The following is a 22,022-nucleotide window of genomic DNA, read 5'->3' as shown; positions in this document are numbered from 1 at the left end:
TCGCGGGTGGTTGGCAGTCGCTAAACCACTGTTTCGACGTTGCGGGTTCGAGGGGAGAACGTCGAGTGGGACCGCACGGCGAGAACGGGTCGGTGAGCGAGCAGACGGAGCCAGCGGAAGGGAGCGGACGAAACGAGGCGAAGTGAGTGGGGAGGTCGTCCGCGACGGCGTCGGTCAGGACTCCCAGTCGATGGCGTCGGTCCGCCCCGACTCTCGGAGGATGAACGGGCCGATGGCGAGCGTCCGGCGGGCGATGGTCGCGAGTCTGATCATGTACGCACCGAGCAGGAAGAACGGCATCGACGAGACCGTCGCCGCGCCGATGACGATCCAGTACATGTTGTCGATGCCGAACGTGAACCCCGGAAGCGTCGACGGATCGACGACGATCAACATCGCGACCGCGATCGTCAGCGCCGGTACGGAGATGTAGAGCATCTTCCGCGAGAGGTCGACGAGCTCCCACTCGAAGTAGAGCGTCTTGAAGTGTTCGCGGGCGGGTCCGAAGAACTCCAGTACCTGCGTGAGATCGTCGAACGCCGCCTCCTCCGCCTCGGAGAGTTCCTCAGCGTAGTCGCGTCGGAGTCGGCGCGCCTGGTAGATCTTCCACGAGTAGTTGTAGTCGAGCGCCGACTTGATGACCTGATACCGTCCGAACTGAGCGTCCTCGAGTTCGTCGCTGACGACCTCGGCGTTCTGGACGAGTTCGTCGAGGAACCCCTCGAGCTTCTCCAGAAACTCCTCGTCGTGGTCGTCGGAGATCGTCTCGCCGAGTTCCTCTGCGTTCTCCGAGCTCATGTCGATGAGCGCCTGCAGGAACGACGACGGCTCCGGCGGCGGCGTCGCGTCGAAGAACTCCTCGACGCGACGACGGAACTCGACGGCTCCCTCCATCCGGTCGCGTTGGTCACCCAGCGGACCGAGCTCCTGTGAGAGCACCAACTGCGAGATGGTGACGACGAGCGTGACGCCGGTGATGATCGCCGTCAGATACCCCTGAAACAGCGTCTCGACGGGGTCCGACGCTCGCATGACCACGCGGAGCGGCGTCTCGTCGAACGTGCTGAGGACGACGATCGAGACGAAGAACATGAGACTCACGACGAGCGTGAACAGCAGCCGGTTGACGTTCAGTTGGACGTAGAGCTGGAGTCGGCTCCGTCGGTTCCCGACCCGCTCACGCATCGTGTTGCCGGGTTCTGCGTCAGTCATAGCGCGTTGGCGAGTTCTGCGTCAGTCATCGTTCGTCGAGTAGGTGGGGCCGTCGAACGTGTCGAGCGTCGTCGGTGTCACAGCGGCGGCTACTCTCCGTCGGTGTTAGTGGTTTGCGTTCGTGGCCGGCCGAAGACGTCACGGGCGGCTGCGAACACGAGCGGGCTCGTCGTGCCCGACTACGCCGCGTCGTCGAGGAATTCGAGTGCGCTCGCGAGCAACGCCTCGGCGTCGGCCTCGGAGCGGGCCTGCGCCTTCACGCGGACGAGCGGCTGTGTCCCGCTGGCCCGGATGAGGAACCACCCCTCGTCGGTCTGGACGTGGACGCCGTCGATCGTCTGAACCTGCTCGTCGTCGTAGGCGGCCGTCACGGCCTCTTCGATGCGGGCGATCACGTCGTACTTCCCCTCGACTTCGCGGTTCTCTCGCAGCAGCGGGTAGGTGGCGATCTCGTCGACCTGCGCGTCGAGCGAGCCGTCGCGAGCGACGATGGCCGCGAGTTTGCACGCGGCCAGCGGCCCGTCGGGGCAGAGCGTCTCGTCGGGCCAGATCCACGCGCCGCTGGACTCGCCGCCGAAGACGACGTTCGGTTCGGTGGCGCGCTCGGCGACGAATACGTCACCTACGCGCGTGCGCGTGAGGGACGCACCGCGGGCCTCGAGTTCGTCGTCGACGGCGAGACTGACGTTGAGCGGCGCGGCGACGCGGTCGCCCTCCGAGACGACCGCCCGCGCGAACAGGGCGAGCAGCGTGTCGCCGGAGACGAACTGACCGGACTCGGTGGCCGCGCGCATCCGGTCTGCGTCGCCGTCGTGGGCGATGCCGAGGTCGGCGTCGGACTCGGCGACGAACGCCGACAGCGCCGTACAGTTCTCTGCGGTGGGTTCGCTCGGTCGCGCCGGGAACCGGCCGTCCGGCTGGGCGTTGAGCGTGTGGACGTGCGCGCCGAGTTCGGTCAGCGCGTCGGCCGTCTCGCCGCCGGCTCCGTTACCGACGTCGACGGCGACGGAGAGCCCCTCGAGCGGCGTTTCGTCTCCGTCGAACTCGTCGCGGATCGACGCGACCAGCGCGTCGACGTGGTGGGCAGTGGCGTCGTCCTCGGTCGATTCGTCGCCGAGTCCGTCCCACGCCTGCAGGTCGAACTCCTCGTCGAGGATGCGCGACTCGATCCGTTCGCGCTGGTCGGTGTCGAACGCCTGTCCGGAGGGGTTCCAGAGCTTCAGCCCGTTGTCCGGTGCGGGGTTGTGGGAAGCGGTGACCACGATGCCGGCGTCGGCGTCGTGGCGGGCGACGCTCCGGGCGAGCGTCGGCGTCGACACCATCCCGAGGTCGACGACGTCGGCCCCACACTCGCGAGCGCCCGCCTTCGCCGCGTCGGCCAGCAGTTCGCCGCTCCCGCGGGGGTCGCGGCCGACGACGACGGTCGCCGCGCCCTCCGAGGCGACCGCTCGCCCAACCGACAGGGCGAGCTCCGCCGTCACTTCGTCGCCGACTGGTCCTCTGATTCCGCTCGTACCGAACAGGCTCATTACTTCGACACACACCCGGGTAGGCCTTGATTATACCCGTCGTAAACTCGATTGGTTGACAGCGCGAGCGACGGGTACCGAACCGCCGTGCGTATCTCGACTCCCCGAGCGACTGTCGGCGAGTACGGCGGGACGGTGCGAGAGGACGCCGACGCGAGATCTGTTGGACGCCGCGCACGTCGGCGAACACGGCGAGACGACGCGCAACGACGTCGACGTGAGACCGATCGACGCCGACGTGAAGACCGATCGACGTCGATCCGAACGCGCAAAAACCGTCCCGAGAAACGCTTAGACGCCGAATAACTATTGAGGTACCTAGTAGAGAACGTACAAGGAGTCACACTTTCGGTATGAACAGAGAGCGAGTCGTCGCCGTCGTCGTCGCCCTGGCCTGCGTCGCCTCCATGGGGGTGGCGTCGACGACGCTCGAGTCGTCGCTGACGTCGAACCCCGACGACGCCATCGAACTCGACTACGACACCCTCCCCATCGGGAGAGAGGACGCAGCAGAGGTGAAACAGGAGGTCGAACGAAACGAGGCCAACGAGCAGTCCCAGTCGTCCAGCTCGAGTTCGTCGAGTGCGAGTGCGGCGAGCGCGTCGTCGTCCAGCTCGAGCTCGTCGAGTTCGGCCAGCTCCGACAGTTCGTCGCAGACCGACGAACGGAGTCTACTCGACATCATCCTCGCGATGCTCGAGGCGCTGTTGCCCTATCTGATCGGGGCGCTGCTGGTGCTGACGGTCGTCGGCCTCGCCTATCGCTACCGCCACCGGCTCGTCGCACCGTTCCTCGCGCTCGTCCCCTCGTCCGGCGGGCACGACGACGACGACGACGGCGAGCGAGTCGAGTGGCGGCCGCGAGACGACGTCGAAGCCGCGTGGCACGAGTTGGTGCAGACGGCCGGCGTCGACCGACCGCACGCCAAGACGCCCGCCGAGTGCGCCGACGAGGCGGTCGCCGCCGGGTACGACCCCGACGCCGTCCACCAGCTCCGCCGAGCGTTCGAGGACGTCCGGTACGGCGAGATGACGCTCACCGACGACTACCGCAAGCAGGTCGAACGGAGTCGTCGCGAACTCGGTCTCGGAGGGAGTCGATGAGGGCGCGAACCCCGGTCGTCGCGCTCGGCGTCCTCGTCTTCGCGCTCGCGCTCGGCGTCCTCGTGACGCCGGAGCTCGGCGGGTCGATCCCCGTCGGCGAGGCAGTCGACGCCGCGGGCAGCGACTACAAGCTGTTCGTCGTCTTCGGCGCGGCGGCGCTCGCCGTCGTGTTCGTCGTGTTCGCCTTGCGAGCCATCGGCGGCCAGGACCAGGCGACGCCGCCGGACCCCGAGGACGTTCGGACCGCGCCCGTGCCGGGAGCGGGGTTCGACGCCGTCCTCGCCGACGGCGTCGGACTGCGCGATCGACTGTTCGGCGACGCCCACGAGCAGGTTCGCGGTCGACTCCGAGAGACGGCGACCCAGACCGTGATGCGACGGGAGAACTGCGGAAGAGAGACGGCACGCGAGTCGGTCGAAACCGGCGCGTGGACCGACGACCGCGACGCCGCCGCCTTCGTCGGCGGTGCCGAGGGACCGAGTCCGCCGCTCTCCTCGCGCGTCTCGGCCGCGTTGCGCGGTCGGTCGTGGTTCCAACACGGCGCTCGTCGGGCGGCCGAAGCGATCGTCGCCGGCGGCGAGCGGCGGGCTGACGACGAGCGGTCGACTCGCGACGACATCCGGCACGCGACCGACGGCGGACGAGCGGTGGAGCGTGGAGCGACCGAGCGCAGCGACGGGAGTGAAGGCAGTCGCCGGACGGAGGACGACCGATGACGGTCCGTCGCACCCGACGGTGGCGCGGCATCGTCGCCGTCGCCCTGTTCGTCGGTGGCGTCGGCGTCGTCGCCGCCCGGCCGCTCGTCCTCCTCTTGGGCGTCGTCGGCGCGGCGTTCGCGGCGTACCCACACCTGACGACGGCGCCCGAGGTGAGTCTCGACGTCGACCGTCGGTTCAGCGACGACAGCCCCGACGACGGCGAGGCGGTCATCGTGACCGTCCGCGTGCAGAACACCGGGAGCGGGACGCTCGCGGACCTCCGTCTCGTCGACGGCGTCCCGCCGATGCTGAAGGTGATAGACGGGTCGCCTCGACACGCCGCCGTCCTCCGGCCGGGGAGCACGACGGAGTTCGAGTACACCGTCGAGGCCGAGCGCGGCCGTCACCGGTTCGAGCCGGCGACCGTCGTCGCCCGCGACGTCGCCGGGACGCGCGAGGTCGAGACGACGGTCGACGCTGAGGCCGAACTGGCCTGTACGGGCGAGGTGCCCGAGGTGCCGCTCCGACAGCAGACCGAACGCCACAGCGGCCGTCTCATCACCGACGAAGGTGGCAGCGGCATCGAGTTCCACCAGACCCGCGAGTACCGTCACGGCGACCCGATGAGTCGGATCGACTGGAAGCGCCACGCCAAGACCGGCGAGTTGACCACCATCGAGTTCCGCGAGGAGCGGACCGCGTCGGTCGTCCTGCTGGTCGATGCCACCGTCGACGCCTACCGTGCGCGCCGGCCGGACGAGCAGAACGCGGTCGCCCACAGCCTCGCGGGGGCAGAGCAGATGCTGTCTGCGCTGTCGAACACCCGCAACTTCGTCGGCGTCGCCGGCGTCGGCCGAGAGTTCGCGTGGCTCGCACCCGGAACCGGCCCGGAACACGACGACGCCGCGAAGACGTTGCTCGCGACGAGTCCGACGTTCTCGACGGTGCCACCGGGCGAGAACGAGCGAACAGGCGATGGCGGTGTGAGCGGAATCGACGAGGGCGTCGACGGTGACGAGAGTAGCGACGGCGGCGACGGCGAGTGGAACCTCCAGAGCCAACACGCCGAACTCCAGCGGCGACTCGGGAGCAACGCCCAGGTAGTGTTGCTCTCGCCGCTGACCGACCCCGACGTCGTCAGCATGGCGCTCGGACTCGAGGCGAACGGCACGCGCGTCACAGTGGTGAGTCCGGACGTGACGTCCGACGCGACGCTGGGTGGGCGACTCGCGGCCACCGAGCGCGACAACCGCATCCGGTCGCTTCGAGAGTCGGGCATCCCCGTCGTCGACTGGGACCCCGAGACCGAACGGCTCGGAACCGAACTACTGCGGACACAGGAGCAGATCGCATGAGCAACTCGAACACGTCATCTGAGGCGGCGGTCACCCGCTCCGACGGGAGCGTTGCCCCTCCCGAGACGAACGCCGCGAAGAGTATCGCGCGCCGGCCGACGACAGTCGGCAGCGTCGTCGCGGTCGTCGCCGCCGTCGTCGCCGTCGGTCTCGTCGGCACGACGGACGCCCAGCGACTCGCGCTCGGCGTCGACGTCGCCGGGATCGTCGTTCTCGCACTCGGCGGGGCGGCGTGGCACCGCGGTCACCGCCTCACGGGGGGACTGCTCGCCCTCGCCGGGGTGGCCGTCTCGCTGGCGTCGGTCGGCGTCGTGGTGACCCAGGGAGAGGCGGTGAGCGAACGCGTCGAGGTCGCCCCCGGACTGCTGGGTCCGCTCTTCGTCGCCTGCGGCGTCCTCCCGGTCTGGAAGCGCTTTTCACGCACCTTCGTCTCGCTGGGGGCCGCCTTCGTCGTCCTCACCATCGGCCTCTCGGGGCTCGTCCACGGGACGGAGATGCTGTCGCTCCTGGGTGCGTTCACCGCGACGATCGTCGCCTGGGACGCCGGCGAGCAGGCGATCAACCTCGGCGAACAGATCGGCGTCGACGCCCGCACGTGGCCGGTCGAGGTGAGCCACTCGGCGGCGACCGCGCTGTACGGCGGCGTCGCCGTCGCCGCCGCCGTCGGCTTCCACGACCTGAACGTGACGAACGTCCCGCTCGTGGGGCTGTTCGCGCTGTTCGGCGCGGCCGTGCTGTTGCTCGTCGGGTTGTACAACTGAGGGCGTGTCGAGTGAGGTGGTCGTGTCCGGTTTCGGTCGGGAGACACCCCTCGTAACGAGAGACAGAGAGCGTCGTACAAACGTCCTCGCGCACCCCTCCCACCGAGTGACAGATGGGACGTACAGACGCTCGTAGTAGTTCTCGGCGTCTCTCAGCAGGCACTCGGAGCAGATCGTGACTGTGAGTCGAGCGTGAGAGCAGACGAAACGGACTCTCTCTCTCTCCTCCATCGACATCCGCCGATTCTTATGCGAACCCCTCCAACACAGTATTATGCCAAGCATCTCCGGCAAGTGGACCAAGACGGGCAGCGGGTTCGAGCGCGACGACGACGAGCTCTCGCTCGGCGTCTCCATCACCACCGCGGACGTCCACTACCACGGCGACGACGTCCACGTCCGCCCCGACGTCCCGAAGGATACCGCCAACGCCTACCAGGTCTACGCCGTCCCCGACTTGGACGACCCCACCGCTCGCGTCCCGCTCGTCAACTACGCCGACCTCGCTGACGCCGTTACATTCGCGACACTGGTGACCCGGTACGTCGACCAGCGCAACGACGTCATCGCCGTCGAGGAGATCGCAGAACAGGAAGCGAGCCACGAGGACGACTGGTGGCCCGAGGGCATCGTCGACGGCGACGAGAGACCACCGGAGGAGGTGCTACGAGCGATGCTCGGCACCTACACCGAGCAGTTGGACGCGGCGCTGTCGCCCTGAGCGGGCCGGCGACCGACACCGTTTCTCGATTTCGACTTCGTCTCTGTCTCTCAGTCCCCGGCGTTGCGGTGGGAGGTCGTCTCTCGGGCGCCGTTCGCCGTGTTGACCGATGGCACCTCGACCTCGTCGAGGATGCCGGCGACGACGCTCCGCTTCTCGACGTTCCCCACCCGGGCGTCGGCTGTCAGCTGGAGTCGGTGTGCGAGGACGGGGCGTGCCATCCGTTTGACGTCCTCCGGGGTGACGTAGGAGCGGTCGTTCGTCGCCGCCATCGCTCGCGACGCCTCGAACAGCCGCTGAGTCGCGCGCGGCGAGACACCCGTGTTCACCCGACTGTCCGTCCGGGTCGCCCGGCAGATCTGGGTGATGTAGCGGCGGACGCTGCGCTCGACGTGGACTTCCTCGGGCGTCGACTGGAGCGCGCGGGCCTCTCGCTCGTCGGTGACGGGCGTCGCCTTCGGCGTCCGCGTCGTCCGTTCGGCGCGACGGTTGAGGATCTCCAGCTCCCCCTCCTCGTCGGGATAGCCGAGGCTGGTCTTGATGATGAAGCGGTCCTTCTGCGCCTCCGGCAGCGGGAACGTTCCTTCCTGTTCGACGGGGTTCTGCGTTGCGATGACGAAGAACGGGTCCGGCAGTTCCCGCGTCTCGCCGTCGACGGTGACCTGGCCCTCCGCCATCGCTTCGAGCAGTGCCGACTGCGTCTTCGGCGAGGCGCGGTTGATCTCGTCGGCCAGCACGACGTTCGCGAAGATGGGGCCGGGTTGGAACTCGAACTCGCGGCTCTTCTCGTTGAAGATGTGCGTGCCGGTCACGTCGGCCGGGAGGAGGTCGGGAGTGAACTGGATGCGCGAGAAGGAGAGCCCCAGCGCCGTCGACAGCGAGTTGGCGGTGAGCGTCTTCCCGGTGCCGGGGACGTCCTCGAGGAGCACGTGCCCGCGGGCGAGAAACCCGGTGAGGACGGTTTCGAGCACTCTCTCGTCGGCGATGACGGCGCGGGAGACCTCGTCGAGAATCGCAGTACTTCGGTCGGAGACAGCGTCTACGTCCATGCTGTCAGACACCACGCTGCCGGAGGGCTTAATTATCAGTCTCGTAACCGGGGTTCGGTCCCGTGGTGCTGTCGCTCCTCGTCGGGTTCGTGAACACGGTCTGTTGGGAGAGGGAGCGTCTCGGCCGTCGGTACGCGAGTGTCCGAACCGAAAAGACGGGGAAACCCGTCCAACCAAAACCAGAGACTCACGCGCTCGACTACGGTGGTAGTGCCGCAGCGAAGCGACGTCGACCGGCCGCAGTGGTGCGGCGCGAGTCGAGTCGGGGGTGAGGGGAGGGGTCCGGGGAGGGGAGAGGGGGCTACTCTTTCAGCACGACGTCCGAGGGCTGGACGACCTCGACCTTCCCCTGCTTCTTGTAGTCTGCGATGTGCTGACACATCTGGCGGAACGCCTGCTTGTCGTTCTGGGCGTCGTCGCCGATGACGTGCAGGTAGATGTTGTACAGTCCGTTGTAGGCAGTGGCGACGTCGAGTTGGTTCTTGACCGCCTTGTGGGTGTTCGGTCGCGAGCGGTTGACGAACATCGGCCCCATGATCGCCGACTGCGACAGCCCCTTCTCGGAGCCCTTGAACGCGAGGTAGCCCAGTTCGTGGTGTTTCTGGACGAGTTCGACCGTGTTCTTGTCACAGCCGCCGCCGGGGTACATGAACGCCGTCGACTCGCCCCAGCCGTTGTCTTTGATGAGCTTCTTCGCCCGCTTGATCTTCTTCTTCTGTGCCGAACGCCGGAGACCGTAGAGCCCCTGCATGTCGTTGCCGTGGCTGGCGATCTCCCAGCCGGCGTCGTGGAGCTCCTGGATCTCGTCTTTCGTCATCCGGCCGTCGTTACCGATGATGTCCGGGGAGACGGCGAGAACGCCCTTCAGTCCGAACTCCTCCATGATGGGGAACGCGAGGTGGTAGACCGAGGCGTGGATGTCGTCGAACGAGAGCATCACCTGCCCCTTGTCGGCCTGTTTCTCGTGGAAGCGGATGTCGTCCACCCAGTACTTCTTGTTCGCGCCGTCGCCGTCGAGCGTGATGAGCATCGACTCGATGCTGGCCATGTCGGCCTTGGCGCTGTTGATCGAGGGGTTGATCCGCATCCAGGTGTCGGGGTGGTTCTGGTTGAGTTGCTGGATGAGTCGGGTCTGATCGCCGTTGGAGTCCTCGAGCCAGATACGGAGGTTCGTCGGCTCCGGCTTGTCGAGTTTGACCGCGATAGAGATGTCCTTGTTCGAGAAGTCCATCGGGACGGGGAACTCGCGGGAGATCGACCCGCTGCTCCCCTCGATGCGGGCCGACTGGCTGCCCTGATACGCGTTCTCGGAGTCACCCTTGAGCGTCACGTTCGCCTGTGCCTGCCAGAAAGAGAGGTCCTCGAACGTCGCTCCCTTCGGGTTCATCGGTTTGTTCGTCCCGGGGTCGTCGGACTGCGCCCCGTCGGGGTTCGACGTCCCGTCGGACGTCCCGGTGCCTGTACCGGTACCCGTGTTCGTCTCGTTCTCGCTGGTGTTCGAAGAAGGCGTCGAGCCGGTGCCTCCACTGCAGCCCGCGACGAGTGTCGAAGAGGCTGCGGCAATACTGCCGAGGAACGCACGGCGACGGAACTTGCGGTCGGATGCCATCTCTCTAAATTACATTACCGAGTGGGGGAACACTACTATAAGCCGCATAAGAATCGACACGGCGATCGCTTAGGTGCGATATAAAGGCCCAGAGCCGACTGAAACGAACTCGCAACCGTTGAACGGCGAACGTGTCGTCGGCGACACACCTCCGACGCGAATGTAAATCACCGATAGGCGGCACTCTCGACCGCGAGTCGTCCGATCTTCGACAGTTCGCTGAGAACGACTGTCGTGGGGCGTGAGCGATCCGAACGGATGCGGCGTCGCGTCAACGTGCCGAGTGAACTGTCTCTCGCCGTCGTGGCCTCGACGGCGTGACGCGGGCGACCGTCACCGTGAGCATGCCGACGGAACAGCGAACACGCCGACAGTCGGTCGTCGCCTCGGAAGCGACACCGTCAGCTCAGACGGAGCGACACAGTTTGACGTCGCCGTTGGAGTACACCGTCTCGTGACGGCCGCTACAGATGACGCCCTCCTCGATCGGGTAGATGCGCTGTGCACCCGTCCCGGTGCGGAAGACGGGCGCACCGGTCCGCTGGTACTCCCGATAGAGCACCTCGTCGTGTGAGGCGACGCCGTCGGGTGGTATCCGCGCCGTCCCGAACCGTGGTTCGCCGTGTGGGTTCAGAATCGAGGTGTACGGATGGTCGGTGTAGATGGGATCGGTCGGACTCCCCGTGGTGATGTCGAGGACGGTGTCGTGAGCGGCCAGTTCCTGTTCCGTGAAGCTGTAGCGAGGGCGGTCGTTCTCCATCATCGGGCTGTCGACGGTCGCCTTCGGCGAGGCGATCATCACCATCGGGAACGCATAGAGAACCACGAGGAGGAGGACGAGAAACACCTTCGGAGAGAGCCCTCGCTGGAGGTACTCGAACCCGACGGCGGACAGCACGGCCATCCCGGCGTAGAGGAAGGCGAACCAACGACCCGAGAGGAACGTCCCCACGCCGACGAGCGGCGGGACGAGCGTGAACAACGTCATCAACACGACGGCGACGACGAGCGTGAGCACCGCCTGGTTCGTGCGGCCGCGTCGGAGCGCGTACAGCGATCCGACGGTGGTCCCGAAGAGCAACAGCAGAAAGCCGATGGTGTCGAAGTTGAGGACGACGAACTCGAGGAACGTCGGTGCCGCCCCGCCCGCACCGCCGCCACCGCCGCCACCACCACTCGCGGCCCCGGCGACGTCGCCGAGTCCCCCACCGACCGAGTTCCAGAAGAAGAGGAACGCCGTCTTCAGGAACGGCTGGCCGTAGTAGGGGGTGAGACTCCAGATGAGCGTCAGTAGGCCGAGGTTGAACGCGAAGTAGCCGCCGAAGGGGATGGCTCCGGACCGATCGAGATCGAAGCCGTCGTCGCCGCCGAGCTGGCGGTCGAACAACCCCGTGCCGATGCCGAGGCGGGTGATCCACCCCGCCAACAGCAGGACGAGCGTGATGAACGACGACACCTGGTGGGTGAACGCCTGTGCGACGAAGAAGAGAAGCAGGAGGAACGTGTCGCGGAGCCCCGTCGGCTGTTGCATGACGCGGACGACGAGATACAGCACCGCGAGGAAGAAGGCGAGTCCGAGACTCGTCGGGATGAGGTGGATCCCCCACCGGATGACGGAGTCGCTGAACGCGTAGAGGGCGGTGGCGAACAGCGCCCATCGCGTCGGCACGAGCGTCCGGCTCAGGAGGTAGACGAAGAGGACGAACAACGGCATCGTGACCCCCAACGAGAGATACAGCGCGGTCCGGAGCGAGACGTCCGCGAACATCGCAGTCGTCCCCACGAGCAGGTGGTACAGCGGCGCCATCACGTACTTCGTCTGTCCCATCCCGCCGATCGAGTTGGCCGACAACATCCCCTGCGTGAACTCGGGGATGTGGACCCAGACGTCGATGCCGACGAAGCCGGGCGTGGTCAGCAGCGAGCTGAACCTGACGACGCCGGCGAAGACGACGATCTGACCGAGGACGACGCCGGGGTGGAGGTCGGCGTCGTCGACGAACAGCACCTGCGCGAGGACGAGCGTCCCGAGTGCGGCCGCGGCGACGTAGAACAACCCGGTCCGACGCCCCTGCGTGTGAGCCAGGAGCACCAGCGCCGCCGACCCGAAGACGACGACGGGCGGTAACAGATGTGCGGCCACTTGCGGGAGCCTGAACGGACGGGTCGCCGTCTGCCGCCGCGTCGCGAGGAGATAGACGACACTCGCCCCCCCGACGACGACCGGGATGGTCTGTGCGTAGATGTGCGAGACGAACAGCTGGAGCGGTAACAGTGCGAGGGCGACGACGATCCCGAGCACCGCTGCGAGCCGGTCGTACGCGCGAAACCGTGTGCTGATCCCCATCGTCAGCGAGCGAGGAGAGCGGGAGACGGTGCTCTCACGGAGGGGAGGTAACGAGTCGAGACGGGCGAGCGGAACGTCGCGCCGGAGAGCACTCGAACCGGCCCTGCGGTCCGTTCGGTCACGCCGACGTCAGAGGGGGACACACTCCAGATGATGCTCACCAGATATCGCTCCTTGTTCGCCCTTCGTGACTCTCCAGTTTGGTTATAAGCAGAGTAAACAGGACGCTCAACGCAAGCGACACTTGACGGAGGCGAGCAACAGTGCAACGAATTCGCCTTATTAGGTGCGTAAGACCGCTTACAGCCGGGTAACGGCCGCCAGTTACGAAATGGTTAGCTGTGGTTCAAGTGTCGGAAGCGGGTTTCACCGGACGGAGGAGCATGGCTGGCAAGCCACTACGGAAAGACAGCACAGACACCAGCAGACTGAGTCGCCGTCAGTTCGTCGGAGCGACGGGTGCGGCGACGGTCGCGGGGGCCACCGGGGGAGTGGCCGCCACGACGACCGAGCGGAGAGACGTCGAAGCCGTCGAGTCGGTCGAGACGACGGCCGTCGAGAGCGTCGACCCGAGCGTCGGTTCGCTCGGCGGCCGCCTCATCGTCGGCGACGGCGGCTACGCGACCATCGCGGACGCCTGGGCCGCCGCGGAGGACGGCGACGTCGTCTTCGTCCACTCGTCGTACGACGCACAGGCAGCCGGCGAGGAGTTCCCGATCGTCCTGAACTACGAACAGAAGGAGGTGACGTTGACCGGCGGCCACCCTTCGGGATCGGTGATCGACGCCGGCGACGTCGACGAGAACGTCGTCGAGGTGCTCGGCCGCGGTCACAACGACTACCGGAACAGTCCGGCCGTCCAGAACCTCAAGATCGTCGGCGGCGAGATCGGCCTCAGGATCCGCGCCGCCCCCTACTCGTCGTACAAGGACATCGTCGTCTGGAACACGAACTCCCACGGCGTCGCCGTCGACGAGTACGCCGACGAGACCGGTCACAAGGGGTCGTTCGGCATCACCTTCCGCAACGTGATGACGTGGAACTGCGGTGGCAACGGGTTCCGCCTCGATACCGAGGCACGTCCGCACAGCACGTCCTTTTTCGGCTGTCACTCGGAGTTCAACGACGGCTACGGCGTCATGCTTCGTGGATTCTCGAGTCGTATCTACGGCGGGACGATTCAGAACAACGGGAAGTACGGCGTGGACGCCCGGAGCGGTGCTGGACAGCTACTCAGCGCCGTCTACTTCGAAGGCAACGGCACCCGCCAGAAGTCGCCGATCGACGTCTACGCGACCGGGTCGGCCGCCGGGCTCACCGTCGACGGTTGTTACTTCCAGGGGAACTTCGCACGCGACTTCGAGAACGGCCACGAGCAGGCCTACACGGCCATCGCACTCGACGGGACGATCTACACCTCGGTGAAGAACTGTACGTACCGGAACTACGACTCCTCGTTCGTGCTGGCGATCAGCACGACCGACCTCGACGTCCACAGCCCATCCCACTGTGCGCTCGACGAGACCCCGCTCCTCGAACAGCGAGGCGACGAACGGACTCGGAGCAACGGCATCGTCCAGGAGACCGACCTCTCGGGCGTCGACGGGACGCGTCGAGGAGACATCGGCGTCCACGACGGCGGCGACGACTCACCGTGGGGGCTGTGTCTCTGGAACGGCAGTCGCTGGGTCAGCACGATGGACGGACAGGAGCTCTGATCGAGCGATACCAGAAGAATCCGAGAGTTCTTATGTTAGGTACTATATCAGATGAACGATACACGGACCGATCCCATGACCGAAGTTGACGAAGACGGCTCGCGGAGGCAGGCCGCGTCGACGGCAGACCGCGACGTCTACAGCGTCCAGCACGATTGGACGGACGAGACACCGCTCGTGACGACCGTCGTCAAGGCCGTGTCGGCCGTCGCTGGCGTCCGCCCGACCGACCTCGAGCCGCTGTACTCCGTGGTGAACACCGACGCGCTCGAACGGCTGTTTCTGCCGACCGACGACGGTGCCCGACCCGCCGAGAGCGTCGTCCAGTTTCCCGTGTCGGATCACGACGTCACCGTCTACGGCGACGGCGTCGTCGTCGTCGAGACACCGAGCTACGACGCCGACTCGGGGCCGTGAAGCGACGCTGCCGACACTGCCCGACCGCCGACTGGCGGTCGAGGCGCGAACCGATCGACGGGTGTGACGGTTCGGAGACGCGTGCAGAGACGAGAGAGAAGGAACTACAGTCGCGGACAGTTCTCAACGCATCTCTTCGACGGCGACGTACGAGTCGCGTTTCCCGGAGATCCACCGTGATCCGATGTCGTCGCCCGACGGTTCGAAGATGACGACCTCGTCGGGGTCGAGTTCGTCGGCGAGTGCCGGATCTCGCGGATTGAACGTGAATTCGAGCGCGTAGTCTGGCCATTCTTCCTGTGTGACGCCGTGTGTTGTCTCAGCGTAGCTCATATCACACTCCGTCTCTGTAGCGGGTCTCTCGGTTACCCGTGCCCGTGTTCATCATTCCCACCCTGCGTTCGCGTCTAGTCAGTATCTGAGATGGTTTAATTCCTTTGATACCGATAAGTTTTCGACAGAGGGGGTCGAGGGCGGGGGTCGAGCGAGTGGATCGAGCGAGTGGATCGAGCCGGGAGAACCCCCGAAGGACGGCGAACGCTGTCGACTGCGTGGACTCGCGCGGCGTCGGTTAGCCGAACACCGAATCGTTACCGGAGCCGGATGTCGTCTGTGTGGTCTGCGTCGTCTGCGTTGTCTCGGTGGTCGACGTCGTCTGCGTCGACGTCGTCTGCGTCGGTTCCGACGTCGTCTCCGTGGTCGACGTCGTCTGCGTCGTCTCAGTTGTCGTCTGCGTCGACTCCGGCGTCGACGTCGTCTGCGACCCGTCGTCCGAGTTCTGATCGTCCGAATCCCCACCGTCGGAGTTCCGGTCGTCCGAGCCGGACGAGTCGGTCGTCGTCTGGTTGCCCCCCGGTGTCGCGGTCTCGGAGTCCGACGTCCCCCCCTCCGTCTGGGTCGGCTCGGCGGTCTGCGTCTGCTGAGACGGCTCGGTCGTCTCCGGGGGCGGCGTGGGCGTAGCGTCGTCGACGCCGTCGTTCATCGGCGTCTCCGTCATCGTGTCGTTGGCCGGGGCTGGGGTGATGCTTCCCGCCCCGGGGATGCCGATAACGATCGCGACGCCGCCGAGAAAGAAGAGGATGCCCGCCAGAAACAGCCCGAGTTGTATCATCCGACCACCGTCGTCGGCCGCTCTGCGGAAGACGACGGTCACGAACGCCAGCAGAGACGACCACGGCGAGTCCTCCGAGCGACGTCGCTCGCTCCGGCGATCGCCCCCGCCACCAGTAGTTGCTCCATCGGGTCGTAGAGTTGCAGTCGACATCGTATGCTCTACCCGGGAATTCACAGACAGGGACCATTATTACCCGGTTGATAAGGCGACAGCGTCTCTGTATCGACGGTTTTCGAGTCGAAAGGGGGTCGTCCACTGACGTGACGAGATCCACAGACGCGACGAAACTCACGGACGCGCCGAGAGCGAGAGGCTCGGAGCGGGAAGACTCGCGAAGCGGGGCTCTCGAAGAGAGCGACTCGAGGCAGAAGACAGAACGCGGACACCGTCTGTCCGACGCACGGCGCTGTCTCTGGAGAGCAGACTCGTCGAGGTCTGGAGAGCAGACTCGTCGAGGACGGCGGTACGACTCGGACACGGTATAACAGCAGTGGTTCGAACGGTGGCGTGGCGAGCCGAGCGCTAGAGACGGTGAGGACTCGGAGTGTCGTGCGGTGTGAAGAACGAAACGGTGGGGAGGGGTGGCTGGCAAGGGGATGGGAGGAGGGACCCCTCTGTTCCGTCTCGACCCGTGCAGTCTGACACCCCTCGAACTGAGAGGCGTCACTACCCACTCTGTCTGCTAGTACTTTAGTTACTGGCTCCGTAAGTCCGGTGTTCTCACCATAAGGGGGTACAAAAGTCATCGGAGAAGGAGTAAGTCCGGATTTCGACGACAGCGACCCGGTTTCTCAGTCGAATACGCTCGAAGAGGGGGAGGGGTAGCAACAGTTTACATCGTTGCAACGGCCGCCTCAACAGTCTCGACGGGGAGAGACGGCGTCGAAATCGCCTGACAGAACGGTGACGGGACCGTGCGGTGACGGATCCGATCAGGGGACGCTCAGTCCGTCGGCCGTCCCCCACAGACCACGGTCGTCCTGCTGTGCAGTCCGGGTCGTCTCGAGGTACGACTCCCGGTCCGGATGGTCGGTGTCCGTCGCGCGGGCGACCCCTCGCCGGAGCAACGCCCGGTTGACGTCCGTCCCCTCGACTGAGACGACCGCCACACGGACGTCGTCGCCCTCGGCGGTGGTGGCGTAGTCGTCGATCGCGGGGGGAACCGCGTCGACGAACCGGAGCCGAACCGACCGGTCGGCGACGAGCTGTCGAAGCGTCCCCCGGGCGACCCATCCCCAGGCGTACAGATACGTCCGACCGGCGTCGGTGTCGGGGACGCCGACGAACTCCTCGGGGTCGCCCCCACCGTAGAGGTCCGGGGCGTCGACACCGACCAGGTCGACGAGGCCCGTCGTCCCGTCGTCGTAGGCGACGCGGATCGTGTCGCCGTCGACGACGCGGCGTACCTCGACGGTCGTTCCGGAAGTCGAATCGGTCGAGGCAGTAGCAGTCGACGTGGAGTCGGTCGAATCGGTCGAGGCGGTCGATGTGGAATCGGTCGAGGGTATCGCAGTCCGTGTGGGCGTCGTCGACGACGACTGCTCCCCCGTCGGCGACGGAGCAGCCGATCCGCCCGAGGAGGGAGCAGGTGCGGGAGCCGGAGCGGGTGCGGGTTCCGACGCGACCGACGTCTCGGTCGGTGTCGGCGTCGCTGCCGGGGTGATCGGTGTCAGCGTCGTTGCCGGCGTCCCCGCCGGGGTGGTCGGAGACGGCGTCGGTCGAGCGGTCGGCGTCGGCGAGGATAGCTCGGGGACCGTTCCGCGAGGTTGCTCGCGCGGTGCCTGGCTCACCGGACCGCTCGTCGTCCCCGGTGCTGGCACCGGCGTCGATTCGACGCTCGCGTCACCCGTGGCCGTCGATTCTGGTCGGTTCTGCTCCGTCGTCGGCGACTCCGGCGTCGGGAGCGAACCGACACAGCCGGCAGTCACGAGTGTGATCACGAGTGTGACCGACAGGAGCACGGACCGATGGTCGCTGCGCACATCACTACTCACGGACCGCCTTCGATAAGCGTTCGCTGAGTGATCTGTTAGTGGGTGTGGTGTGCCGCGGGTAAGTCGTCAGTCGTCGTGAATCCTACCCGCTCGAACGGGAGCGGTGGCAAAAAGAGCCGTCGTCCGTCGAAGACGAGCTCGTCTCGAGTTCGGCTGCGGTCGGTTACCCGTCGATCAGGTCCGACGGCGTGATGACGTCCATGTCCTTCTTCTCGATGTGGTTGAGGACGTTCTTGAAGTCCTTGGGCGATGTCTCGTAATCCTCACCTTCACCGATGTCGTGGAACTGGATGACGGCCAGCTGGTTGTACTTCTCGGCGATGTTCAGCACACGGCGCGTTCCCTGCGGGTCTTTCCCCATCACGCGGGAGATGGCGTGCATGTTGCTCGGTTGCTGTGCGTTGTTCGGACAGGCCCCGAACATGTAGCCTGCTTCGTGGAACTCCGAGACGATGTCGAGGGTCGTCTTGCTGACCCGGTTGTACGGCGCGACGAAGTGGCGAGCGCCCTTCGGGAACCCCTTGAGCTCGAGGTAGTTGTACGCTTTCTTGATGAGTTCGCGCTGTTTCTTCTCGGAGTAGGCGGGGAGCGGCTTCGGGACCTGCGGGTGTGCCATCATGTCCCAGCCCGCGTCGCGCATCTCGCGCATCTGTCCGGTCGTCAGGTTCCCCTGACTGTTGATCGCGTCGGGGATGACGGCGACGCCACCGGCCCAGCCGCGGTCCTGCAGTTCCTTGAACGCGACCTCGTACTGGGAGGTGACGGCGTCGTCGAACTGGAGCATCACCTTCCCCTTGCCGGGTTTCGGGATCTTCCGGAGGTCGTCGATTCGGACGTCGATGGCAGTCCCCTCTTCGGACTGCACCATCAGTCGGATCTCCTGGACGCCTTTGAGAACCGGGTCGCCCTTCCGACCGGTGTAGCCCAGATCGATACGGGTCCAGCCGTTCAGCTCCTTGGGGATGAACCGCTTGCTCGTGAGCATGTCGCTCCGTGCGGGAGCGATGATCTCGGCTGCGATCTTGCCACGAACTGGCTTGTCCAGCTTGACGGCGAGCGAGAGATCGTGTTTCGAGAGATCGAGCCCGTCCGGGAACGACTTGAAGATCCCCGCGACCCGGCCCTTGTCGTTAGACATGTGGAGAGACTGACTCCCGGCGTACACCTCGTTGGTGTCGGGTTTGATCGTTCCCCCGATGGTTCCCCATCGAGAGTCCTCGAACTTCTCGAAGTCCTCGACGAGTTCACCGCGCGTGAACGCCTGGTTCTCGCCGTCGGAGGACCCTGAGGTCGTCTCGTTGCCCGAGGTTGTCTCGGATTGGGTTGTCGTATTGGAGGTCGTGTCGTTGTCGGTCGGGGTCGAGCCGGTGCCTCCCGAGCACCCTGCAAGACCGGTTACGCCGACGGCTCCAAGCGTTGCCATTAGACTGCGGCGGGTCGATGGTCGCTTCATCTTCCTTACTCTCCCGTTCAGAGCGTTCCCCCATTATAATACAGCTACTAAGTCGCATTAACTGGGAAGTAAGCGTCTCTCGCCCGGATATCGGGGACGAGAGGTACAACTGCTGAGTCGACGGTTTAGCAGGACAACTGTCGAAACGATCGCCAAACGTGGACGAATTCATCACGTAAATTTAACCCATACGTCGGCACCGTGACACTCGGAACGGAAGGAAACCGACTACTGATCCGTTTTCTCTCTGTCGACGAACGACTGATGAACGACTGACGACCGGCGTGCAAAAAACCAGGGTCGACCGCTAGTGCGTCGGTCTACTGCCGACTGATGTTCCAGCTCTTGCTCGCAGCGACGATGAGCAACACCGCGAAGAACGCGATGACGAGCCACACGCCGATACCGGACGCGAGGAACTCGACGACGGTACTGAGCAGGTCGACGCCGACGAGCTGTCCGAGCGCTAACAGCAGGAGCGCGACGCCGAACACCGCGACTGCCGTCCGAATGATCGTCTCCGTGAACCAACTCGCGATCTGCTCTCCGGTGCCGCGCTGTCGCGACTGGGGCTGTTGGTTCCGTCGTGGGTTCCCCTGCGCAGGCTGGTTCTGCTGGGCACCCTGTGCAGACTGGTTCTGCTGGGCTCCCTGTGCAGACTGATGCTGTCGGCCGTGCTGGGTCTGCTGACCAGATTGGGCAGCCTGACCACCGTTGGACGACTGACCACCAGGGTTCTGACCCATATTGTGCCGTTCGGGATTGTGGATTAAAGTTATGCTCGACGTAAGCTTTCTATCGAGACGACGAGAAACGTGGCGAAACGACAGTCAGACGCCATCGAGCGGCGGACGATAGTCAGGCGCCATCGAACGACAGTCGAACGGCGTCGGCGAGAAGAGCGGTCGAACTCCGCCAAGCCGACCTATCTGACGGAGAGTCAGGCCATCCGATAGAGAGTCAGACTAGCTGACGGAGATCCAGAGGTCGACCGTCCGATACGCGGTCTCTGCGTTGGCAGTCTCGGGTGCATCGTCTTTGTAGACGAAGAACCGGAGTGGGAGCGAATCTCCGGTCTGCTGTGGCGTGATCTCCTGTTCGACGTACGCTGTCTCTCCGGAGGCGACCGTCTCCTCGGTTCGACCGAGCTCGTTTCCGTCGAGTGTAGCGACGACGGTGTACGTGACCCGTTCGTGTTCCTGATTCCCGAGCGCGACGAAGAGTCGCTGTCCCTCGCCGGCGGTGAACTCCTGCGGCAAGTTCTCGGAGGTGTACTCGCCGGTGTCGGTCTGCGTCACCAGATACGCTTCGGTGAATCCTGCCCCATCGTCTGGGGGCGCGAGTGCGGCGTAACCGACAGTGCCGACGAGCGTCACCAGTCCAAAGACGAGAAGTAGATTGAGTGCGCGATGTGTGTTCGTCTGAGGCGTCAACGATCCGGCGGACGCACCAGCGCTCCTGTCGCCGGCTACGTATCGAGACCAGAGCGCAGCGACTCCGCCCACGAACGTCGTACGTCGGCGTCGCTCTGCCGGCAATCTGAGACGGCGAACGAACCCGACCGCAACGAGTACGACGGTCACTCCCGCCACAGCGACCATGACCGGCCGGAGACGGAGACCGTACGGCGTGTAGTTGACGACGAACGCCACGAGTGGGACGAGTCCGAGGCTGACGACCGACGCGAGGACGAACCGCTCGAGTCCGTCGATGCTGTCGAGTCCGAACTGCTCTCGCGTCGACGTCTCTTTCGACTCCGAACTGGTACGGCGATCGGCCGATACCGGCCGCTCGGGAAACGTCGCTTCGAGGAGAGCGTAACCGGGGAAAAACAACACCAGCGGCGTGACGAGGAGTGCTCGCAACACCGGCCGTTCGACGCCGAGTTCGAGGACGGCGGTGGCGGTGATGATGGTCCAGAGTGCGACGACGAGGAGATCTCCCGTCGATCGATACCAACGTGTCACGGTTCGGGTCGTACGTACTGCGGGATGCGATAAAAACAGCCCAGACTGTTCAGACCCAGACCCTCCCAACCGATCGCCGTAGTAACCGCCTAAACGAACTGGACGAAGCTCGGTCCCGAGACCGATGGGACGACGTGACGAGCGGAACTTGTGATATATTACAGAGATATTTGGGGGTGATAGCGACCACACACACACACCATGTTCGCGAATGTAACGGTGTGAGAGAGGGGGAGGGGGTTGAAATCAAGGGGTTGAGATCGGGACCGCCGAACGCGGCGACGAGAGAAAGACGTGTAAGTTCCCGAAGAGACCCGTTCGGAAGCCGAGACGCCACTCGACGACGACGAGGGCGAACGACCGAACCGTTCTCCGGTGACTAGACGACGACCCTCGTTTCGACTCCGCCCGAAACGAAGAATCGTTTCTCTCGTGTTTTTCCGAAGTTAACTTGGTGGACTTTTCTCGTCTATTACTCTTAATTCTATTGGTATATGGGAAATGAGGTGAAGAAGGGCGAGTGACAGATACAACCCGACGATCGTCGTATCTCTCTCACTCTCGTCTGCCTGATATCTCTCTCGCCCGTGAGAAAGCAGCTCTCTACCAGTACAGCTCTGTTACTCTCGTTCAAATTCGTCTACAGTCCCGTCTACAGCCGCCACCCAAACCACTCAACGAACTCTCTCGAGGAACTCTCCCCGACGAACTCCCCTTCGACGAGTTCTCCCCGACGAACTCTCTCGAGATAGATTTCCTCTTTCAGCCGTTGCTACCCCTCTCTTTCAGGACTTACATTCGCGAACATGGTGTGTGTGAGTCCGGTGAGCGGCGTCAGCCAGGACGGTCACGGGAGCGTCGGAGCCCGCCACCTCGAGGAGTGTTACATTCGCGAACGTGGTGTCTTGGTCGACGAGACCTGCTCTCGCCCCCCTCCCGTGTGTCCCGTTTACATTCGCGAGGGAGGTGTGTGTG

The 22,022-nt window shown here is 65.1% G+C and carries 18 protein-coding genes; 7 read left to right on the top strand and 11 right to left on the bottom strand.

Annotation, left to right across the window (positions count from 1 at the left end; translation table 11 throughout):
- Positions 1-174 precede the first annotated feature (174 nt).
- On the bottom strand, positions 175-1,212 hold the full coding sequence (locus EOHIBHHM_RS21825; protein ID WP_497258236.1) for a DUF7972 family membrane protein: 1,038 nt from the start codon (positions 1,210-1,212) through the stop codon (positions 175-177).
- Between the two features lie 179 nt (positions 1,213-1,391).
- A complete protein-coding gene (gene glmM, locus EOHIBHHM_RS21820) occupies positions 1,392-2,735 on the bottom strand; it encodes a phosphoglucosamine mutase (RefSeq protein WP_497258240.1) in 1,344 nt (447 codons plus the stop codon).
- 359 nt (positions 2,736-3,094) lie between these two features.
- Here glmM and EOHIBHHM_RS21815 point away from each other — a divergent pair, with 359 nt between their 5' ends.
- From EOHIBHHM_RS21815 to EOHIBHHM_RS21795, 5 genes are all read left to right on the top strand, one after another.
- On the top strand, positions 3,095-3,844 hold the full coding sequence (locus EOHIBHHM_RS21815) for a DUF4129 domain-containing protein (protein WP_497258234.1): 750 nt from the start codon (positions 3,095-3,097) through the stop codon (positions 3,842-3,844).
- On the top strand, positions 3,841-4,560 hold the full coding sequence (locus tag EOHIBHHM_RS21810; protein ID WP_497258232.1) for a DUF7269 family protein: 720 nt from the start codon (positions 3,841-3,843) through the stop codon (positions 4,558-4,560). The genes EOHIBHHM_RS21815 and EOHIBHHM_RS21810 overlap by 4 nt, the downstream gene beginning before the upstream one ends.
- Positions 4,557-5,897 (top strand): DUF58 domain-containing protein, encoded by a 1,341-nt coding sequence (locus tag EOHIBHHM_RS21805; RefSeq protein ID WP_497258230.1) that lies wholly within the window; start codon positions 4,557-4,559, stop codon positions 5,895-5,897. Before EOHIBHHM_RS21810 ends, EOHIBHHM_RS21805 begins: the two co-directional genes overlap by 4 nt.
- Entirely contained in the window at positions 5,894-6,658 is a 765-nt protein-coding gene (locus EOHIBHHM_RS21800; RefSeq protein ID WP_497258228.1) for a DUF7519 family protein, read from the top strand. The genes EOHIBHHM_RS21805 and EOHIBHHM_RS21800 overlap by 4 nt, the downstream gene beginning before the upstream one ends.
- 274 nt (positions 6,659-6,932) lie before the next feature.
- A complete protein-coding gene (locus tag EOHIBHHM_RS21795) occupies positions 6,933-7,379 on the top strand; it encodes a hypothetical protein (RefSeq protein ID WP_497258226.1) in 447 nt (148 codons plus the stop codon).
- Between the two features lie 50 nt (positions 7,380-7,429).
- Here EOHIBHHM_RS21795 and EOHIBHHM_RS21790 read toward each other — a convergent pair whose 3' ends face one another.
- From EOHIBHHM_RS21790 to EOHIBHHM_RS21780, 3 genes are all read right to left on the bottom strand, one after another.
- Entirely contained in the window at positions 7,430-8,428 is a 999-nt protein-coding gene (locus EOHIBHHM_RS21790) for an AAA family ATPase (protein WP_497258224.1), read from the bottom strand.
- A gap of 301 nt (positions 8,429-8,729) precedes the next feature.
- The gene (locus EOHIBHHM_RS21785) at positions 8,730-10,037 is read right to left on the bottom strand and encodes a polysaccharide deacetylase family protein (protein ID WP_497258222.1); all 1,308 of its coding nucleotides are present in this window, start codon (positions 10,035-10,037) and stop codon (positions 8,730-8,732) included.
- A 406-nt stretch (positions 10,038-10,443) separates the two neighbouring features.
- The gene (locus EOHIBHHM_RS21780; protein WP_497258220.1) at positions 10,444-12,384 is read right to left on the bottom strand and encodes a hypothetical protein; all 1,941 of its coding nucleotides are present in this window, start codon (positions 12,382-12,384) and stop codon (positions 10,444-10,446) included.
- 383 nt (positions 12,385-12,767) lie between these two features.
- Between EOHIBHHM_RS21780 and EOHIBHHM_RS21775 the strand changes: the two genes are divergently transcribed.
- Both EOHIBHHM_RS21775 and EOHIBHHM_RS21770 read left to right on the top strand, forming a co-directional pair.
- A complete protein-coding gene (locus EOHIBHHM_RS21775) occupies positions 12,768-14,102 on the top strand; it encodes a right-handed parallel beta-helix repeat-containing protein (RefSeq protein WP_497258218.1) in 1,335 nt (444 codons plus the stop codon).
- A gap of 75 nt (positions 14,103-14,177) precedes the next feature.
- The gene (locus tag EOHIBHHM_RS21770; RefSeq protein ID WP_497258216.1) at positions 14,178-14,519 is read left to right on the top strand and encodes a HalOD1 output domain-containing protein; all 342 of its coding nucleotides are present in this window, start codon (positions 14,178-14,180) and stop codon (positions 14,517-14,519) included.
- Positions 14,520-14,642: 123 nt separating this feature from the next.
- Here EOHIBHHM_RS21770 and EOHIBHHM_RS21765 read toward each other — a convergent pair whose 3' ends face one another.
- The 6 genes from EOHIBHHM_RS21765 to EOHIBHHM_RS21740 form a co-directional block, all read right to left on the bottom strand.
- Entirely contained in the window at positions 14,643-14,852 is a 210-nt protein-coding gene (locus EOHIBHHM_RS21765) for a hypothetical protein (protein WP_497258214.1), read from the bottom strand.
- A gap of 238 nt (positions 14,853-15,090) precedes the next feature.
- Positions 15,091-15,783 carry a hypothetical protein gene (locus EOHIBHHM_RS21760; protein WP_497258212.1) on the bottom strand — a complete coding sequence of 231 codons (693 nt, stop codon included), beginning with the start codon at positions 15,781-15,783 and terminating at the stop codon, positions 15,091-15,093.
- A gap of 782 nt (positions 15,784-16,565) precedes the next feature.
- Positions 16,566-17,615, bottom strand: coding sequence for a thermonuclease family protein (locus tag EOHIBHHM_RS21755; RefSeq protein WP_497258210.1), 1,050 nt, complete (start codon positions 17,613-17,615; stop codon positions 16,566-16,568).
- A 175-nt stretch (positions 17,616-17,790) separates the two neighbouring features.
- Positions 17,791-19,050 carry a polysaccharide deacetylase family protein gene (locus EOHIBHHM_RS21750; RefSeq protein WP_497258208.1) on the bottom strand — a complete coding sequence of 420 codons (1,260 nt, stop codon included), beginning with the start codon at positions 19,048-19,050 and terminating at the stop codon, positions 17,791-17,793.
- 350 nt (positions 19,051-19,400) lie between these two features.
- A complete protein-coding gene (locus EOHIBHHM_RS21745; protein ID WP_497258206.1) occupies positions 19,401-19,826 on the bottom strand; it encodes a hypothetical protein in 426 nt (141 codons plus the stop codon).
- 219 nt (positions 19,827-20,045) lie between these two features.
- Complete coding sequence (locus tag EOHIBHHM_RS21740) at positions 20,046-21,047, bottom strand: DUF8471 domain-containing protein (RefSeq protein ID WP_497258204.1); 1,002 nt, start codon at positions 21,045-21,047, stop codon at positions 20,046-20,048.
- Positions 21,048-22,022: the final 975 nt, after the last annotated feature.

Source organism: Halogranum roseipondis (assembly GCF_059695585.1).
This window is presented reverse-complemented; position numbering and strand designations above follow the sequence as displayed.

Coding starts and splice junctions, on each gene's coding strand:
- EOHIBHHM_RS21825 (WP_497258236.1), bottom strand. CDS start 1,212: ATGACTGACGCAGAACCCGGCAACACGATGCGTGAGCGGGTCGGGAAC.
- EOHIBHHM_RS21815 (WP_497258234.1), top strand. CDS start 3,095: ATGAACAGAGAGCGAGTCGTCGCCGTCGTCGTCGCCCTGGCCTGCGTC.
- EOHIBHHM_RS21810 (WP_497258232.1), top strand. CDS start 3,841: ATGAGGGCGCGAACCCCGGTCGTCGCGCTCGGCGTCCTCGTCTTCGCG.
- EOHIBHHM_RS21805 (WP_497258230.1), top strand. CDS start 4,557: ATGACGGTCCGTCGCACCCGACGGTGGCGCGGCATCGTCGCCGTCGCC.
- EOHIBHHM_RS21800 (WP_497258228.1), top strand. CDS start 5,894: ATGAGCAACTCGAACACGTCATCTGAGGCGGCGGTCACCCGCTCCGAC.
- EOHIBHHM_RS21795 (WP_497258226.1), top strand. CDS start 6,933: ATGCCAAGCATCTCCGGCAAGTGGACCAAGACGGGCAGCGGGTTCGAG.
- EOHIBHHM_RS21790 (WP_497258224.1), bottom strand. CDS start 8,428: ATGGACGTAGACGCTGTCTCCGACCGAAGTACTGCGATTCTCGACGAG.
- EOHIBHHM_RS21785 (WP_497258222.1), bottom strand. CDS start 10,037: ATGGCATCCGACCGCAAGTTCCGTCGCCGTGCGTTCCTCGGCAGTATT.
- EOHIBHHM_RS21780 (WP_497258220.1), bottom strand. CDS start 12,384: ATGGGGATCAGCACACGGTTTCGCGCGTACGACCGGCTCGCAGCGGTG.
- EOHIBHHM_RS21775 (WP_497258218.1), top strand. CDS start 12,768: ATGGCTGGCAAGCCACTACGGAAAGACAGCACAGACACCAGCAGACTG.
- EOHIBHHM_RS21770 (WP_497258216.1), top strand. CDS start 14,178: ATGACCGAAGTTGACGAAGACGGCTCGCGGAGGCAGGCCGCGTCGACG.
- EOHIBHHM_RS21765 (WP_497258214.1), bottom strand. CDS start 14,852: ATGAGCTACGCTGAGACAACACACGGCGTCACACAGGAAGAATGGCCA.
- EOHIBHHM_RS21760 (WP_497258212.1), bottom strand. CDS start 15,783: ATGTCGACTGCAACTCTACGACCCGATGGAGCAACTACTGGTGGCGGG.
- EOHIBHHM_RS21750 (WP_497258208.1), bottom strand. CDS start 19,050: ATGGCAACGCTTGGAGCCGTCGGCGTAACCGGTCTTGCAGGGTGCTCG.
- EOHIBHHM_RS21745 (WP_497258206.1), bottom strand. CDS start 19,826: ATGGGTCAGAACCCTGGTGGTCAGTCGTCCAACGGTGGTCAGGCTGCC.